General features: G+C 63.1%; 16 protein-coding genes. 9 read left to right on the forward strand and 7 right to left on the reverse strand.

The features are described from left to right. The first annotated feature begins 16 nt into the window (after positions 1–16). On the forward strand, positions 17–1,741 hold the full coding sequence (locus KBB96_RS11205; RefSeq protein WP_211629513.1) for an ABC transporter ATP-binding protein: 1,725 nt from the start codon (positions 17–19) through the stop codon (positions 1,739–1,741). Between the two features lie 29 nt (positions 1,742–1,770). Beyond that, positions 1,771–2,070, forward strand: coding sequence for a hypothetical protein (locus KBB96_RS11210; protein WP_211629515.1), 300 nt, complete (start codon positions 1,771–1,773; stop codon positions 2,068–2,070). A 30-nt stretch (positions 2,071–2,100) separates the two neighbouring features. Here KBB96_RS11210 and KBB96_RS11215 read toward each other — a convergent pair whose 3' ends face one another. From KBB96_RS11215 to KBB96_RS11225, 3 genes are all read right to left on the reverse strand, one after another. Further along, positions 2,101–3,249, reverse strand: coding sequence for a hypothetical protein (locus KBB96_RS11215; protein ID WP_211629517.1), 1,149 nt, complete (start codon positions 3,247–3,249; stop codon positions 2,101–2,103). A gap of 9 nt (positions 3,250–3,258) precedes the next feature. Next, positions 3,259–3,939, reverse strand: coding sequence for a fibronectin type III domain-containing protein (locus KBB96_RS11220; RefSeq protein WP_211629519.1), 681 nt, complete (start codon positions 3,937–3,939; stop codon positions 3,259–3,261). A gap of 199 nt (positions 3,940–4,138) precedes the next feature. After that, positions 4,139–4,744: a hypothetical protein gene (locus KBB96_RS11225; protein ID WP_211629521.1), complete on the reverse strand. Its 606-nt coding sequence runs from the start codon at positions 4,742–4,744 to the stop codon at positions 4,139–4,141. A gap of 384 nt (positions 4,745–5,128) precedes the next feature. Between KBB96_RS11225 and KBB96_RS11230 the strand changes: the two genes are divergently transcribed. Beyond that, positions 5,129–6,463 carry a hypothetical protein gene (locus KBB96_RS11230; RefSeq protein ID WP_211629523.1) on the forward strand — a complete coding sequence of 445 codons (1,335 nt, stop codon included), beginning with the start codon at positions 5,129–5,131 and terminating at the stop codon, positions 6,461–6,463. A gap of 14 nt (positions 6,464–6,477) precedes the next feature. On the opposite strand, the gene KBB96_RS11235 is transcribed toward KBB96_RS11230, so the two are convergent. Continuing rightward, positions 6,478–7,017 (reverse strand): DUF456 domain-containing protein, encoded by a 540-nt coding sequence (locus tag KBB96_RS11235; protein WP_226373712.1) that lies wholly within the window; start codon positions 7,015–7,017, stop codon positions 6,478–6,480. 149 nt (positions 7,018–7,166) lie between these two features. Here KBB96_RS11235 and KBB96_RS11240 point away from each other — a divergent pair, with 149 nt between their 5' ends. The 3 genes from KBB96_RS11240 to KBB96_RS11250 all read left to right on the forward strand — a co-directional run bounded on the left by KBB96_RS11240 (position 7,167) and on the right by KBB96_RS11250 (position 11,877). Further along, on the forward strand, positions 7,167–9,050 hold the full coding sequence (locus KBB96_RS11240) for a DUF6797 domain-containing protein (RefSeq protein WP_211629526.1): 1,884 nt from the start codon (positions 7,167–7,169) through the stop codon (positions 9,048–9,050). A 463-nt stretch (positions 9,051–9,513) separates the two neighbouring features. Continuing rightward, positions 9,514–9,753, forward strand: coding sequence for a hypothetical protein (locus KBB96_RS11245; protein WP_211629527.1), 240 nt, complete (start codon positions 9,514–9,516; stop codon positions 9,751–9,753). Between the two features lie 123 nt (positions 9,754–9,876). Further along, positions 9,877–11,877, forward strand: coding sequence for a c-type cytochrome (locus KBB96_RS11250; RefSeq protein ID WP_211629529.1), 2,001 nt, complete (start codon positions 9,877–9,879; stop codon positions 11,875–11,877). 84 nt (positions 11,878–11,961) lie between these two features. Here the strand turns inward: KBB96_RS11250 and KBB96_RS11255 are convergent, their stop codons facing one another. From KBB96_RS11255 to KBB96_RS11260, 3 genes are read right to left on the reverse strand one after another with little or no spacing between them, the layout of a single operon-like run. Continuing rightward, entirely contained in the window at positions 11,962–12,705 is a 744-nt protein-coding gene (locus KBB96_RS11255; protein WP_211629531.1) for a hypothetical protein, read from the reverse strand. Positions 12,706–12,751: 46 nt separating this feature from the next. Beyond that, positions 12,752–12,883: a hypothetical protein gene (locus KBB96_RS21195; protein ID WP_264176973.1), complete on the reverse strand. Its 132-nt coding sequence runs from the start codon at positions 12,881–12,883 to the stop codon at positions 12,752–12,754. A 54-nt stretch (positions 12,884–12,937) separates the two neighbouring features. Further along, complete coding sequence (locus tag KBB96_RS11260) at positions 12,938–13,720, reverse strand: hypothetical protein (RefSeq protein ID WP_211629533.1); 783 nt, start codon at positions 13,718–13,720, stop codon at positions 12,938–12,940. 100 nt (positions 13,721–13,820) lie between these two features. Here KBB96_RS11260 and KBB96_RS11265 point away from each other — a divergent pair, with 100 nt between their 5' ends. From KBB96_RS11265 to KBB96_RS11275, 3 genes are read left to right on the forward strand one after another with little or no spacing between them, the layout of a single operon-like run. Next, on the forward strand, positions 13,821–14,198 hold the full coding sequence (locus tag KBB96_RS11265; protein ID WP_211629534.1) for a BlaI/MecI/CopY family transcriptional regulator: 378 nt from the start codon (positions 13,821–13,823) through the stop codon (positions 14,196–14,198). 9 nt (positions 14,199–14,207) lie between these two features. Continuing rightward, on the forward strand, positions 14,208–15,113 hold the full coding sequence (locus tag KBB96_RS11270) for a M56 family metallopeptidase (RefSeq protein ID WP_211629535.1): 906 nt from the start codon (positions 14,208–14,210) through the stop codon (positions 15,111–15,113). Positions 15,114–15,116: 3 nt separating this feature from the next. Next, positions 15,117–16,016 carry a helix-turn-helix domain-containing protein gene (locus KBB96_RS11275; RefSeq protein WP_211629536.1) on the forward strand — a complete coding sequence of 300 codons (900 nt, stop codon included), beginning with the start codon at positions 15,117–15,119 and terminating at the stop codon, positions 16,014–16,016. The last annotated feature ends 30 nt before the right edge of the window (positions 16,017–16,046 follow it).

The following is a 16,046-nucleotide window of genomic DNA, read 5'->3' on the forward strand; positions in this document are numbered from 1 at the left end:
TAATTGTGGGTCATTCATGGCCGTCATCACCCGCGTCTTCAAACCCGCCCTCGCCCGCTATCCGGGGCGCGCCGCCGTCTCGTTCGTCATGGCGATCGTTTGCACGTCATTGGTGCTGGTGCTGCCCGGCGTGACACAGGTGTTCATCGATGAAGTGATCGGCAACAAGCGGGGCGACCTGCTCATCCCGACAGCCCTGCTCGGGGTCGGCGCGATCATCGTGCGGCAGATTCTTTTCACCCTCCGCACCTATGCGAACAATGCGCTGGAACAAAAGCTCACCCACGATCTGCGGGTCGCGCTCTATACGAAGCTCCAGCGGCTGCCGATCAAGTGGTTCGACACCAACTCGTCCGGTGAGATCATGTCGCGCGTGGCGGATGACGTGCCAACGATGGACCGCATGATCGTGGAGGCCATCGACCAGACCGTGCCCGCCATTCTCCAGTTCACGATGATCCTGAGCTGGATGTTCTGGAAAAGCTGGGAGCTGACCTTGGTCACTCTCGCTCCGCTTCCGATCATCGCGGTGATCACCTCCGTGTATTCGAAGCGCGCCGAGCCACGCTGGCGGGCATCCTCCGAAGCCACCTCCGCGCTCAATTCGCTGCTGCATGACAACCTCGCCGGCATCCGCCAGATCAAGGCCTACACGGTCGAGCCGGAAGCGCTCGGCCGCTTCGATGCCGCCAGCCGCAATGTCGGTGAGAAACACATGCGCGTGATGAAGGGCCAGGCGATGGTGTGGCCCACGGTCTCGCTGCTCGCCGAGTCCAGCATCGTCGTCATGATCGCCTACGGCGCTTGGTCGGTGCTCAACGGCCACATGTCGGTCGGCACGCCGATGGCCTTCCTCATTTCATGGGGCTTCCTCTTCGATCCCATCTCGCGGATCAACAACCTCACGCAGACCTTCGTGCGCGGCAAGGTTTCCGCCAAGCGCGTGTTCGCGATCCAGGACATGCCGGACGAGGTGAACCTCACCGGAGGCGACCGTCCGGAGGCCTTCCACGGCGGCGTGCGCTTTGAGAACGTCGGCTTCAGCTACGATCCGGACACGCCTGCGGTGGGCGGGCTCGACATCGAGGCGAAACCCGGCCAGACCATCGCACTGGTGGGTCCCACCGGTGCGGGCAAGTCCACCATCCTCAATCTGCTCACGCGCTTCTATGAGGCGGAAACCGGTGCCATCTATTTCGATGACAGGAACATCGAGTGCATTTCGAAGGAATGGCTGCGGGACAACACCGGCTACGTCACGCAGGAGAGTTTCCTCTTCAACACCACGCTGCGCGAGAACCTGCTGCTCGCCAAGCAGGACGCCACCGACGAAGAGCTCTGGGAAGCACTCGATGCGGCGAACGCCGGTGCCTTCGTGCGCAAGCTGCCGGAAGGACTCGACACCGTCGCAGGCGAACGCGGCGTACGTTTCTCCGGCGGCGAGAAACAGCGGCTCTCGATCGCACGCGCGCTGCTGAAAAATCCGCCGCTGCTATTGCTCGATGAAGCAACCAGCGCGCTCGACAACCGCACCGAACGCCTCGTGCAGGAAGCACTGGAACGTTTGCGCAGCGACCGCACCTGCTTCGTCATCGCCCACCGGCTCAGCACCGTGGAAAAGGCGGACATGATCTGCGTGCTGGAAAAAGGCCGCATCGTCGAAAAGGGCACGCATGACGAATTGCGCGCACGTGACGGACTTTACGCACGTTTGTGCGAAGCCTCTTCCATTCTGGAATGATTCCCGGCATACTTGCTTCCGCTCGTCCCATGGAAACCGTCGTTCATCTCCCAGAGTCCGAAGATCCCTGCACCATCCGCGATGTGCTCGACGCCCTGCGGAAGCAGAAACTGGAGCCGCGCCACGACGCGAAGAACTGGGGCGATTGGATCCATCTCGAGGGATGCCGCACGGTGATCAGCATCGAGTCGATGCGCGGCCTCACACGCGCCGCCACCATCGAGCATGCGGAGGACGACAGCCCGGATCCCACACCTGCCATCCTCAAGGCCTTCGGCAAGCTGGGTTGGTATGGCATGGATGAGGATGGTGAGTACCAGTTGGATTGAACGAGGGTCCGGGAAGTCATCAGGAACTCCTCACGGAGATCCGGCCAGCACCCCGCTTTTCTTCAGCCGTGCGAAACGTTCCGCACCCAGATAGTTGAGCAGCTTCGCCTCATTTTCGCGCGCAAGACCGCGCAGTGAGCCTTCCACCGCTTCCTCATCCGCGGGATTTCCACCGGCCCCGCTGCTTTGCCGGAGATTCCGGACCTTCTCATCGTAGTCCCTTAGTTCGGAATACAGGTAGTCGATGTCGCCCCCGCCCAGATTCCATGCTCCGGCATACCGTTGCAGGGTCTGGTAGCGGCCATCCTGGTGCATCCGGAGATCGGCCAGAGTGTCTCCCCCGAGCATTTCCAGCAGACGCTGGTCACGCCCCGCATCCAGGGTGCGGAGCTGCTGCTCGAACTCCTCATCGGTGAGGCCGTTCAACCGCCGCTCGTCATCCGCCCGGGCCCGCGCCTCCCGCCACTGTTGCTGGATTGCCAAAGCGGCATCGACCTGATCGCCACTCGCACCGGCACGCGCAAGGTCGCGGTACAGTTCTCCGACCTCGCTGTCGCCGGGCTGCAGCGAAGCGTAGCGAGCCTGGCCGAGCAGCCCTTTCAGCTCCCGCTCATAGTCCTCATGGTTCGCTTCCGTCTGCCGTTCCAGGTCCGTCTCGTCGATCTCCCCCCGCAGCAAGGCCGCCTGCAGGTCACGGGTCTTGCAATCCAGAGTCTTCCGCAGACGGAACAAGTCATCGGTTTCCGGAGCCGACAACTTCAAGCGCTCCATGTCAAAACCCCGCAGCACCCTCTCGCGATCCCATGCCTGGAAACCCGCATCACCGAGGCAATCGCGCATCCGGCTTTCCAGCCCGGCTTCGTGCCCGGCCACGAAGTTCTCCATATCGGCCGCGTCGATCTCCCCCCGCGAAAGCTGTTGCTGTATCTCCAGCAGACGCTTTTGCCACCGGTCTTCGTAATCGGAGGCAGCCAGCGACGCGATCAGGTGCTCCCCGATGCCTTCATCCCGCAGCCGGTCGATCCAGACGAGCCGGGGAACACTCCGCCGGAGGGATTTCGGTTCGTTCGCAGCGTCCCCGGTTGTCTCTACCTTCTTTTCTTCCGGCACGCGTACCAGCCATGCGAGCAACACGGCATTGAGTCCCAGCGACAGATAAAAGGCGCCTTTCGCTTTCATGGCGTGTGGCTATTTCCGCTCAAGGGCGGCTGGAGGTATCCGCACTGTGGCGGGATTGGATGATTCTCCATAGAAAAACGCGCGGACGCGGAACCGGCACAAGGTCCCCGCGGGGAGCTGGATCTTGCGGAATGAGGTGGCATCCGGCGGGAGGAGAGCGCACAACTTGAACGCCCCTTCCCTGTCCTCGGCCACTTCCACCAGGTAGCCGTCCTCATCCGTGGCACGATCCTGCCAGCGCAATTCCACGTTGGTCGGAAAGGAAAGTCTCGCGGTGAGTCCATCCGGTACGGCCGCTGCGAAGCTGCCGGCGGCGCGGATGGAGGCCCTGGCAATGTCACCCGCGGCGGCGGCTCCAGGCAGCGGACCTTCCTCCTCTTTTCCCGCCACGCCTTCCGGGACGGTGCCCGTGGTGATCACCGTTTCAGCGGAAGGCTTGCCGAAGAATGGCACCAGACGGTAGCTCAATTCCGCTCCCGGCATCACCTTCCGGTGGGTCCATGTCGTCGTCTCCGGCCACGCGGCGTCGAGCTTCGTGAAATCGTCTCCCGGCGTATTGAACTCGATCCAGCACCCGCCCGGAGCGGTCGCCGCATTCCGCCAGTTCAATATGACATCACGGTCCTTCACCACCGCCGTCAGGTTCACGGGTGGCCGGAAGTCCAGAGGTTCGTTTTCGGCTGCGGACACGGAGATCCCGGCAGGGATCAAGGTCAGGAAAGTACGCGCCGCCCTACGGAAAAAGGAAATCCCGTTCATATCTCGCATCAGGGTTTCCGGCACCGCACGGATGATGGAAGTCCATTCCATCCGCCACGCGGCACCGGACAATCCCGGCCCCGGCATGGAATGCCGGAGCCGGAAAGGATGGTTTCAAGCGGTTCCCGGTTTACTTGCTATAGCAGCGCACCTGCCGCCACTGCACCGTCACCGGTCCGGTCGTCAAAGTACCATAGCAGCCGTACTTCCAGTAGTTGCTGACGTCCTCGGTATCGTTGAACTGCTTCTTCTCCGATCCGTTGATCCAGATCTCGAAGTAGTTGCCCTGGTAGTGGATCACGTTGACCCGCTTTTCCACTCCATAGCAGCTCGTGGCCAGCACCGTGCTGCCCTCCCGCAACGTACCGCCGCTGGCGGAAAAGCCGCGGATCATCATCTGCGTGGCACCGCTCGTGCTGCCCCATACCTGCATCAGGCACTCGTCGTTCAGAGGAGAGCTGAAGGTGACATAGCCTTGGAACTGCCGGCTCCCCGTGCTGTAGTCGTTGTAGATGCGGATCTCCGACCGGTTCGAACGGTTGTCCAGAATGCGGAAGGTTTCGGTGGTATCCGCCCAGGCCGAACTGCCGCCCTGGTAGTCGGCGCAGATCGTGCCGCTGCCCACCGAACGATAGGAGGCCCAACTGAAGGTCTGGAGCCCGCTTTCGTTGTCCAGATGGACCGCCTTGGTGTAGGTCTGCTGGGTCCAGCCGGAGCCGATCTGTGCATCTGCCATGGTTGCACCGCAGGCGAAAATCGCAACGGCGAACGATATCCGGATTGTTTTCTTGTACATTATCTCAGGGTTTTTGGATGTTGTGTTTTTGTGTTTTTATCTTCGCCTCGGCATCAGGCTCCGGCGGAGAATGTCCCTCCCGCACTCACGGCGGTGAACCGGAGGCGGACGATAATGCAAATGCTGAACAAGAAGGCGGCGATCACAGCCGATCACCGCTCTAACATGTTTGTCAGTCCCTTTGCCGGGAACCACCTACACAAACGAGTAGGATCATGTGGGCCCCGGATATGCGCATGCCCTTCGGGAAACCCGGAAGCGTGATAGCGTGGAGATTGGCAGGCCCCATCGTGATGGGACGCCGCCAACCGAAGCCCGCAGCGCATGACCTCCGACTCCACCACCGGACATCCCACGCCACAGCCACACGGCACCCGGCAGTCTCTCTGGCGCAAGCTCGGTGGAGGATCGCTCTCCATTTCGCTCATCGTCCACGCGATCCTGCTCTGTCTCGGAGTCTTCTGGATCTTCCAGATCATGCCGGAAGAAAAGACGGACGTGGATTTCATGCCGAAGGGCGGGGGCGGAGGCTCTCCGGGTGTGAAGGAAATCAGCAACAAGAAGCAGCGCGCCACCATGTCGGTGCCGAACGCGCCGCGCATGGTGGCAAAGGGAGCGACCAGCAACTTCACACTGCCTGAGGCGGACCCGTCCTCCGCAATGTCTTCGGTCGGCGCGCCCGGCGGCGGCAGCTTGTCGGGAGGACTCGGCGGCAGCGGTTCCGGAGGCGGACGCGGGGATGGAAATGGCAAGGGCTTCGGCAGTGGCAAAGGTCCCGGTCTCGGTGGTGGAGCGGGAACCATGAATCCCTTCGGCATGCTCGACCCGAATGCAAACGCCCTCGTCGGCACGTTCTACGATCTCAAGCAGAATCCGAAGGGGCGTCCGAGCGAGCTGGGGGAAAAGACGAACTGGGACCAGATCATCTCCGGAACACGCGAGGTCGTTCACCACTTCGTCTCCCGCGGCTGGAACGAACGCACCCTCGCATCCACCTACTACCAAGCCCCACAGAAGGTCTATCAGACGAAGGTTTTCATTCCCTCCATGGATGCCGGGTCCGCACCGAAAGCTTTCAACTGCAATGTGCCGGGTTCGCGCTGGATGGTTGTTTACCGCGGCATGGTGCGGCCGCCTCATTCCGGAAAGTTCCGCTTCGTGGGAGCCGGAGACGACATCCTCGCGGTGCGCTTCAACCGCCGCAATGTCTTCGACTACGGCTACGAGTCAGCCACCGGGGGATTCCAAATCTTCAGCAACATGGCCAATCTGCAGGAACCGGAAAAAGCCAGGGAGTTCGCTCGCAAGGAACGCGGGTTTTCGATGCCCCTGCCCTTGCAGACCTACGGCTACCCGGGCCTGTCCTCCCACGCCCGCCAATACATCAAGGGCCTCGGAGTCGGGGAAACCTTCGAGGCGCGGGACAACACCGACTATCCGATCGAGATCCTGATCAGCGAGGTGCCGGGCGGTTTCTTTTTCGCCTACCTCCTGATCGAGGAAGTCGGAGCGAATCCGGCCAAAACCCCGGAGGGATTGCCGGTGCTGCCGCTGTTCCGGCTGGATGGAAGCGAACCCGCGGCTGGATCGGCCGGTCCTCCCTTCGACAAGCAAGCGGCGCCGTGGCGGATTTCACGGGGTTCGCAGGTGGATATTTGACTTCGGTCCGAACCTCACTTCCCGATCCAGAACACATCGAGGAAGAACCACAGCAGCATCAGCACGCCGACAGCGAGCTTCACTACCAGACCGGTGACGGTGCCGACCACCGAACCCACGCCAGACACGGTGGCATGCTTCAGCTCCTTTCGGGCGAAGATCAGTTCGAACGCCAGCGCCCCGATCAAGGGCCCGAGCAGCAGTCCGAACGGCATGAAAAACATGCCGACAATACTGCCAACAAATGCGCCGAATGCGCCCCAGCGGGTCCCCCCGAACCAGCGCGTTCCCGCCGCTCCGCTGTAGAGTTCGAAAGCCTGGGACGCCGCCATCAAAACCGCCAAAACCAGAAAGGACCACCAATCCAATCCGGAGCCCTCGCGCCCGAGCATCAGCCGGTGCGCGATGGCGGCAATCAGCAAAATCAAGTGCCCCGGCAGCACCGGCAGGACGCAGCCGATCATTCCCGCGATCAGCAGGCAGGCCGTGACGATCCAGGCGCCGACCGTTCCCACGGTCCCCCAGCCCGCCCAGCCGATGAGTGATTCCCACATGCCGATCACTAGAAGCGATCCGCCCGCGGTGCAACCCCGCACGCCGGAGTCCGGACGGTTCCACCGTATTGCATGGCTTTTTTTGAGACCTTGCTAGACCTGTAGCACTGGCGTCGTAGAGTTCGCCTCTCATCATCGTGCATACCACCATGTCAAAGACTGCTTCGATCATTGCCACCTTTGCCGCCAGCACGGCAGCCCTCCACGCCGCGAACTGGTACGAAGAAATGCAGATCGGCCCCGCGTGGTCGAACACCTTCGACGACACCTTCCAGGGCCAGAAACGCCTCGCCGCCGTCAAGGGCATCCTCCTCGACCTCGGCGACGGCCAGTCCCACGCCCTCTTCGACACCGAGACCCTCGGCCTCGTCAACGCCTACTCCGGATTCGTCCACTGGGGCGGAACCCCGTGGACCGGCAAGCACGCCGTCCTCGTCGCCCTCGCCGATGAAACCCCGGTCTTCAACACCGCACGCGGCACCGCCAAGTGGGCCGATGCCAAGGGCTCCTTCGAGGACTCCCGCAAGATCCCCGGCTACGGCAATTTCGACCACGCCCGCTTCAACGGCTACTTCCGCTCCGGTTCCACCATCGTGCTGGACTACACCGTGCTCGGCAGCCGCGTGCTCGAAACCGTCGCCGCCAGGGATGGCACCGTCACCCGCTCCTTCGACCTCGCCGAGCGCAAGAGCGACCTCACCACCGTCGCCGCCGATGAGGCCAAGCCCTTCACCGTCGCCGCCGACGGCCTCTCCGCCAAATCCGAGGACGGCCTGACTGTCACCACCAAAGGCGGCAAGCTCGCCGCCGACCCCAAGTCCCCGGGCCGCCTGCTGCTGCGCTTCGCCAAGGGTGACAAGACCACCGCCCAGGTCGCCTACGCCCGCGGCGCCGAGCCGAAGCCCGCCGCCGCACCGGACTTCGCCACCCTGCTCAAGGGCGGCGCCCCGCTGTGGAAGGACAAGATCACCACCGAAGGCAAGGTCTCCACCGACACCAGGGAGCCCTACGCCACCGACATCGCCACCCTGCCCACCGGCAACCCGTGGAAGGCCAACCTGCGCTTCGGCGGCTTCGACTTCATCGATGACGACAGCGCCGCCCTCTCCGCCTGGAACGGCGATGTCTGGGTCGTCAAGGGCCTCAAGGGCGACTGGAAGCAGCTCGTCTGGCAGCGCGTCGCCTCCGGACTCTTCGAGCCCCTCGGCGTCAAGGTCGTCAACGGCATCATCCACGTCAACGGCCGCGACCAGATCACCCAGCTCATCGACCTCAACGGCGACGGCGAGATCGACCAGTTCAAGGCCTTCAACCGCGACGTCTATGTCACCGAGAACTTCCACGAGTTCGCCTTCGACCTCCAGACCGACAAGCAGGGCAACTTCTACTTCTCCAAGGCCGGCCCGGTGAAGTCCGGCGGCCGCGGCTTCGACAAGACCCTGCCCAACAACGGCACCATCAACAAGGTCAGCGCGGACGGGAAGAAGCTCGAGGTCGTCGCCACCGGCCTGCGCGCCCCCGGCGGCGTGGGTGTCGGCCCCAACGGCGAGATCAGCGCCGGGGAGAACGAGGGATCGTGGGAGCCGGCCTGCAAGATCAACTTCGCCCGCGCTTCCGAGCTGCCGGTGTTCTTCGGCTGCGAGCCCACTCGCCAGGAGCTCGGCAAGGGCAAGCCCTACACCGAGCCGCTGTGCTACCTGCCGATGGACATGGACAACTCCGGCGCCTCCCAGGTGTGGGTGCCGGAAGGCGCGAAGTTCGGGGTCAATCCCGGCGAGATGCTGCACCTCTCCTACGGCCAGTCCTCGATCTACCGGGTGCTGCCGCAGCGGGCGGGCGACCGCCTGCAGGCCGGAGTCTCAAGCTGCCAATCAAGCTCCAGTCCTCGGCGATGCGCGCGCGCTTCGCCACGGACGGCTCGATGTACGTGCTGGGCTTCCGCGGCTGGCAGACCAATGCGGCCACCGAGTGCGCGTTCCAGCGCGTGCGCTACACCGGCAAGCCGCTCCCGGCACCGGACAAGTATGAAGTGAGCAGGACCGGCGTGAAGCTGCACTTCGCCCAGCCGCTGGACGCGGAGCTGGCGAAGGACCCGGCGAGCTACGCGGTGCTGCGGTGGAACTACGTGCGCTCCAGCCAGTATGGCTCGGGCGAGTTCTCGGTGGACCACCGCGACGCGGCGGCCGAGGAAGCGGCGATGACCAAGGAGTCGCACAACGTCAAGCAGCGCGACAAGGTGACGGTGACCTCCGCCACGCTGTCGTCGGATGGCAGGACGGTGGAGCTGGCGTTGGAAGGCATGAAGCCCTCGATGCAGCTCCAGGTCGGCTACGACCTGGAGGACAAGGACGGCAACCCGGTCAAGAGCAACGTCACCGGCACCAGCTGCACTTCGCCCAGCCGCTGGACGCGGAGCTGGCGAAGGACCCGGCGAGCTACGCGGTGCTGCGGTGGAACTACGTGCGCTCCAGCCAGTATGGCTCGGGCGAGTTCTCGGTGGACCACCGCGACGCGGCGGCCGAGGAAGCGGCGATGACCAAGGAGTCGCACAACGTCAAGCAGCGCGACAAGGTGACGGTGACCTCCGCCACGCTGTCGTCGGATGGCAGGACGGTGGAGCTGGCGTTGGAAGGCATGAAGCCCTCGATGCAGCTCCAGGTCGGCTACGACCTGGAGGACAAGGACGGCAACCCGGTCAAGAGCAACGTCACCGGCACCGTGTACGTCGTTCCCTGATACGGATCATCGACGGGGCATCGCCGGTTTTTACCGGGGATGCCCGTTTTTCCGTATCCGGATTTTTCTCCAATTTTCATGCTAACCGGCGCGCTATCCGCTAGTATGCCGGGCCAGTCCGTCATGATCCGAATTTCGATTCTTTCCTGTCTCGCGCTCGCAACCGCGCAGGCCGAACTCAGCGCGACCTTCAAGGCTGGAGACGCCACCGACTCCCGCCTCGACCGGCTGCCCGCCCTGCTGGTAAAAGCCGGCGAACCGGCCACGCCGTTCCTCGCTCCCGGTGCTTTCGAGGTCACCTGGACCGGCAAGCTGGTTCTGCCCGAACGCCAGCGCCTGTCCTTCTCCTTCGAGGGCACCGGCTCCGCCTCCGTTTCCGTCGATGGCAAGAGTCTGCTGGAAGAGAGCGGCACGCTCGGAGCCAAGGCTTCCGAAAGCACCCGCCTCAATCCCGGCGACCACGACATCACCATCACCTACAAGAGCCAGCCGGATGGCTCCGGACGCTTCCGCCTGTTCTGGGAGGAACGTGCGTTTCCGAAGCAATCGGTGCCACCCGGTGCCTTCAAAACGGAAGCCGCGGAACCGGTGAAACTCGGCGAGCTCCAGCGCCAGGGCCGCGCGCTCTTCGCGTCCAACCATTGCGCGAAGTGCCACGTGCCCGCCAGCGGACTCGGTGCCACGCCGATGCCGGAAACCAACGAATTCGCACCGCTGCTTGCGGGTGAAGGCGACCGCGTGACCGGCGAATGGTTGGAGCGCTGGATCGCCGCGCCGCACACGCTGCGCCCTTCCACCCGCATGCCCGCGCTGGTCGACGCCTCCACCGAAGCCGGCCGCCAGCAATCCGCGGACATCGCGGCCTTCATCACCGAGTCCCAAAAGCTCGGCGGCGAACCCGGCAAGCCGGTGGACAAGGCGCTGGCGCAGAAAGGTGGCGAAACCTTCCATACCCTCGGCTGCGTGGCCTGCCACACCCTCCCCTCACAAGCGGAACCGGACAAGGACCACAAGCGCATCCCGCTCAACAACGTCGCCTCGAAGTTCCAGCCCGGAGCACTAGCCGTCTTCCTCAAGAAGCCGGACGCCTTCCACTCTTCCAGCAGCATGCCGGACTTCCGCCTCAGCGATGACGAAGCCGCGGGACTCGCCTCGTTCCTGACCACCGCCTCCACGGGCAAGGAAACCAAGCTCCCCGGCACCGCGCCGAAGGGAGACAGCAAGCGGGGTGAAGAATTCGTCAAAGCGCTGAACTGCGGCTCCTGCCATCCCGGTCTGCCGATGGCGGAAAAGGCCGTGGCACCGGCACTCGACACGATCTTCGCCAAGGACTGGTCGGCTTCCGGCTGCGTCGCTCCCGCACCGAAGCGCGGCAAGGCCCCGGTGCTCAACCTCGATGACAACGAGCGCCTCGCCCTCGTTGCCTTCTCGAAGACCGGCAGCAAGCCGCTGACCCGCGACACCCCCGCCGAGTATGTACGCCGCGAGATCACCTCGCAGCGTTGCGTGTCCTGCCACTCCATCGATGGCAAGGCCTCGCTGCTCGATGAGGTTCACAACGAAAGCCGCTCGCTGGTGGCCGATCTGAAGCACCTCGATGAACGCGTCGCCCAGAACCGCCCGCACTTCACCTTCCTCGGTGAAATGCTGCATGCCTCGTACGTCGAAGCAATGATCCAGGGCACCGCCAAACCGGAGCCACGTCCGTGGCTGCTGATGCGCATGCCAGCCTTCCACTCGAGGGCCCAGGCGCTTGCAGAAGGCTTCGCGCGCCTGCACGGCATCGAGCCCGGCAAGCCGGGTGAAGTGAAGGTGGATCCGGCTCACGCGGAGATCGGCAAGAAACTCTTCAGCGCGGAAGGCTTCGGCTGCATCACCTGCCACGCCATGGGGGATCTCAAGCCCACCGCCGCCTTCGAGGTGGAGGGCGTGAACCTCAAACTGGCCCACGACCGCCTGCGCGACGAGTACTTCTACCGCTGGATGGACAACCCGCCGTCCGTCACGCCCGGCACCAAGATGCCGCGCTACTCCGAGGGCAACCAGTCGCAACGCACCGACGTGCTCGAGGGTGACGCCCGCAAGCAATACGAGGCGATCTGGGAGTATCTGAACCAGAAGTGAAGCATCCGTCTTGCACATGAATTCAAAAAGGCCGCGGGAGTGATCCCGCGGCCTTTCTTGTCATTGAGGATACCCACCAAAAACTTACGGAGCCTTCGCAAACGGGCTGGCCGTTTCACGCTGTTTGATCTCCTTCGGCATCCACGTCCACGGGTCCTGGCCCTTCGGCGTATAGACCGCCAGGCCGATTACGCCGACATTACGAGTATCCCCTTTGGAAAGGTTCGCATACGAATTGTTCACCGTGGAGAATTGGAACGCCGCCACCGAGTTGTAGCCGGTGCGGTAGCCTTCCACTTCCAACGTCTCACCCGCGGGCACCACATAGCCACGCTTCGTCACGCTCGCGGTTTTGCCGTCGATCACATCGAGACCATCGACGCTGAGCACCACCTGCAGGTCGCACTTGCAGCGGTTGTGGAGGACGATCGAGTAAGTGCCACCGTGCGTGCCCTCGACGAAACGACGATAGCCGCGTCCGTGGGAATAGGAGCGGTAGCTGGTCAGGAAACCAAAGTTCCCCTTGATCCCCCACTCCAGCATGTCACCTGCGACCGTCTGAAAACCCTCGGTTGTCTCATCGCTGGTCACGTTCATCGCCTTCAAACCCTCCCTGTCATTGTAGTAAATCGCATCAATGCCCGCTGGTCGTGAAGATGCGCGATCAAACGACGTGGAGGTCATCGCCGACTTGATGCTACGCCCGAACGTGGTGGCCAATCCCGGGCGCTCCTTCTTCGGTGCGGCGAAGGCATCCGAGGCGGATGCACTGCTCCCGCTCCTCTTGGGATTGCTCAGGATGGCATCAATACGGTTGCGTGAAATCACCCCATCACCAGGACTGCGCCCTCCGGTGACAGCATTCGAAGCACTCTCACCATAGGGACTCTTGAATGCGCCCCCGCCAGCGCTTGTCGTTGAACAGGAATTCAGCATCCACACCAACAGGCCCGTCGCGGGGATCAACCATCGAAGTTTCATAGTGCTGAAAAAACAGCATTTTCAAGCCCACACGTCAATCAAATAATGCTACATTTCCAGCATTTAAAAATCCACCACCTTAAAACTCCATCCCGCCGCGCGGAGTCTCCGTCTTAGCCCACTTCCATGGATCTACGCCCTGCGGCTTGAAAACCGCGATGCCAATGACGCCTACATTGCGGGTGTCTCCGGTCGAATACCGGACCTTCGAGTTCGCCACGGAGGTGAACCGGAAGGCCTTGCCGTCATAACGGTCGGTGGGATAGCCCCTCACCTCATCCATCGCCCCGGCCTTGATCACGAACCCCGCCTGATTGACACCCGCAGGACGGCCATCCTTCACATTCACGCCATCGATGCTCAGCACCACCAGCAGGTCGCTGTTGCAGCGGTTGTAGAATACCACGGAATATTCATCCCCACTCTTCCCCTCCACGAAGTGCAGGCCTTTTCCTCCAGTGTTACCAGGTCTGTAGTAGCTCGGCAGGAAGTCCGACCTGCCCTTGATACCCCAGTCGAGCACGCCGCCCGCCACCGGAAAGATCCCGTTGATCGGTGTGTCCGGCACGCCCATGGCCGTCAGTCCCGCCCGGTCGTTGTAGTGGATGGAGTCGATGCCATACGGACCGGCGCCTCCGCCATTCGCGCCGCTGGCGGAGGCGCCGATGCTGACCGTCGATCCCGCAGTAGTCGCCAGTCCCTTCCTTTCGGCGGATGCACCCTGGCTCGCCGCGGCATCCGCGGTTCGGCGCGCTGCGACCACATTCGGCGCGATGTCCGCGTTGCCGTTGTCATAGGAAACACAGGAATTCAGTCCACAGGCCATCAGAGCCGATGCCAGCCACTTCCAAGTCGTTTTCATCGGCTGCCATGACACCCCGCGCCCGCCTTTCCCGTCAACACCAATGCTGAATTTTCAGCATTTTAATTGCGGAATTTTTAGCACGTGCCAGACTGGCCGCATGAAGCCTTTGGAAAGCCAGCTCTCGCGCCGCGAGCGGCAGGTCATGGACATCCTCTTCCGCCTCGGCAAGGCCACGGCGCAGGAAGTGATGGACGAAATGAGCGACCCGCCCAGCTACTCCGCCGTGCGCGCGCTGATGGTGACGCTGGAAACGAAGGGCCACGTGAAGCACGGCAAGGAATCCCGCCGCTACGTGTACAGCCCTGCCGTCCCGGAAAAGAAGGCGAAGCGTTCCGCTCTGAAACAGTTGCTCGCGACGTTTTTCGAGGGACGTCCGGAGAATCTCGTGGCATCCTTGCTGGACCCGGAGGACCAACAGCTCAGCGGCGAGGAGATCGAACGCATCCGCAGCCTGATCGGGCCGAAGGAAAAATAACCCGCCGCCATGAACGCGCTGATCGTCTTCCCCTTGCTCGCCGCGGCCGCCGTCTGGTTGGCCGGACGCCGCGATGCCTCGCGCGATCCGCGCCTCACCACGCTCGCGCTGGCATTGCTGGCGATCGCGCCGTTGTTCCTGTTTCTGCCGAAGATCCCGCTGCTGCCCGCGCCAGTGCTGGCGGAGGCACCCGCGGCTGCGCCGATATTTCCCTTTTGGGTCCTGACCGCGCTCTGGCTGGCAGGATTCCTGTTTTGTGCCACCCGGCTCATGCTCTCCGCCATCGGTCTCACCCGCTGGCATCGGCGTTCCACGTTCATTGAGACCACTTCCGATGGCGTGGAGATCCGCGAGTTGGATGGCCTTCGTGGTCCGGTGGCTGCGGGCGTGTTCCGCAAAACGATCTTTGTTCCGACAGGCTGGGCGACTTGGGACGACTCCACGCGTGAAACGGTGCTGCTCCACGAGCTGGCCCATCACCGCCGCCACGATCCGCTTGTCCGCTGGATCGCCGCTATGGCGGTGGCCGTGCATTGGTTCAACCCGCTGGTGCATTGGATGAACCGTCGCCTTGCTCTCCAATGCGAGCACGCCTGCGACCGCCGCGTGATCGACACCGGCGTCCGTGCCGACCGCTACGCGGAAATGCTCTGCCGCTTCGCCGCGCGCGGACGCATGGATGCCGCCGGTCTGGCGATAGCGGAGATGTCTTCACTGGAGGCACGTGTGCGTCACCTCATGACCCCGCGTGCCTCGCGTGGCTTCTTCACCCTCGCCGCTCTCGCCAGCCTGGTGATCTGGGGCGGCTTCCTGCTGCCTTTGCTCGGTCGCAAAGCCACTCCCGTGAATGCTCCGGATCAAGCGGAGGTGGAAATGCGCCTCAGCGCGAATCCCTTTCCGGCCGATTCGCCATAAGCCATGAAGCGCCGCACGGTCCCGGAGATCGAGATGATCGACTACGGGCAGGAACACCTGCGCCGCCAAGGCTTCGTGGCGATGCCGCTGATGGATTCCATGCGGAAGGATCCGCAACGCGGCCATCCGCATCTCCATGACTTCTACCAAGTCACCTTGCTCAACGGCCATGGCAAGCTGATGCATGACTTCCGGGAAACCACCTTCTCCGGTCCCATCCTGTTCTTCGTCAGCCCCGGCCAGGTCCACACCGCCACGCCCGATCCAGGAGCCAAAGCCACGGTGGTATCCTTCACCCGGGAGTTCTTCAACGCCCACACCGGGGATGCCGGATTGCTCGCGGAACTGCCGTTCTACTACACCGCCTACGCTCCACCGTGGCTGCCGCTTTCCGAGGATGAGGCCACCATCGCCCGCAGCCTCCTCAACGAGATCCAGCAGGAATACGATGCCGCCCAACCGGGTGCGGCGGAGATCCTGCAAGCCCTGCTGCGAATCCTCTTCGTCCGCGCCAGCCGCTGGTATGGCCATGCTCATCCGGTCGGCAGTACCACCCGCGGCCCGCGGTTGGTGCGCGAGTACCAGTTGCTGGTGGAACATCACTTTCACCACTGGCAGACTCTGGAGTCCTATGCGCGGCAACTCGGCGTGACCGTGAACCACCTCAACGACGTGGTCCGCGAGGAAACCGGCCGGGCCGCGGGCGAGCACATCCGGCAGCGTCGTCTGCTGGATGCGAAGCGCCTGCTGCTCCACTCCGATCTCACCATCTCGGAAATCGGCTACCGCCTCGGCTTCGACGATCCCTCCTATTTCAGCCGCTTCTTCCGCCGCTACGAAAAAACCACCCCGGCCGACTTCCGGGAGAATATCCGAGAAAAATACCATTCTTCTGGAGATTGATCCCGGTCGGGCGCGTTGTCCGCAAGCGGC

Source organism: Luteolibacter ambystomatis (assembly GCF_018137965.1).
GTDB classification, from domain to species: domain Bacteria; phylum Verrucomicrobiota; class Verrucomicrobiia; order Verrucomicrobiales; family Akkermansiaceae; genus Luteolibacter; species Luteolibacter ambystomatis.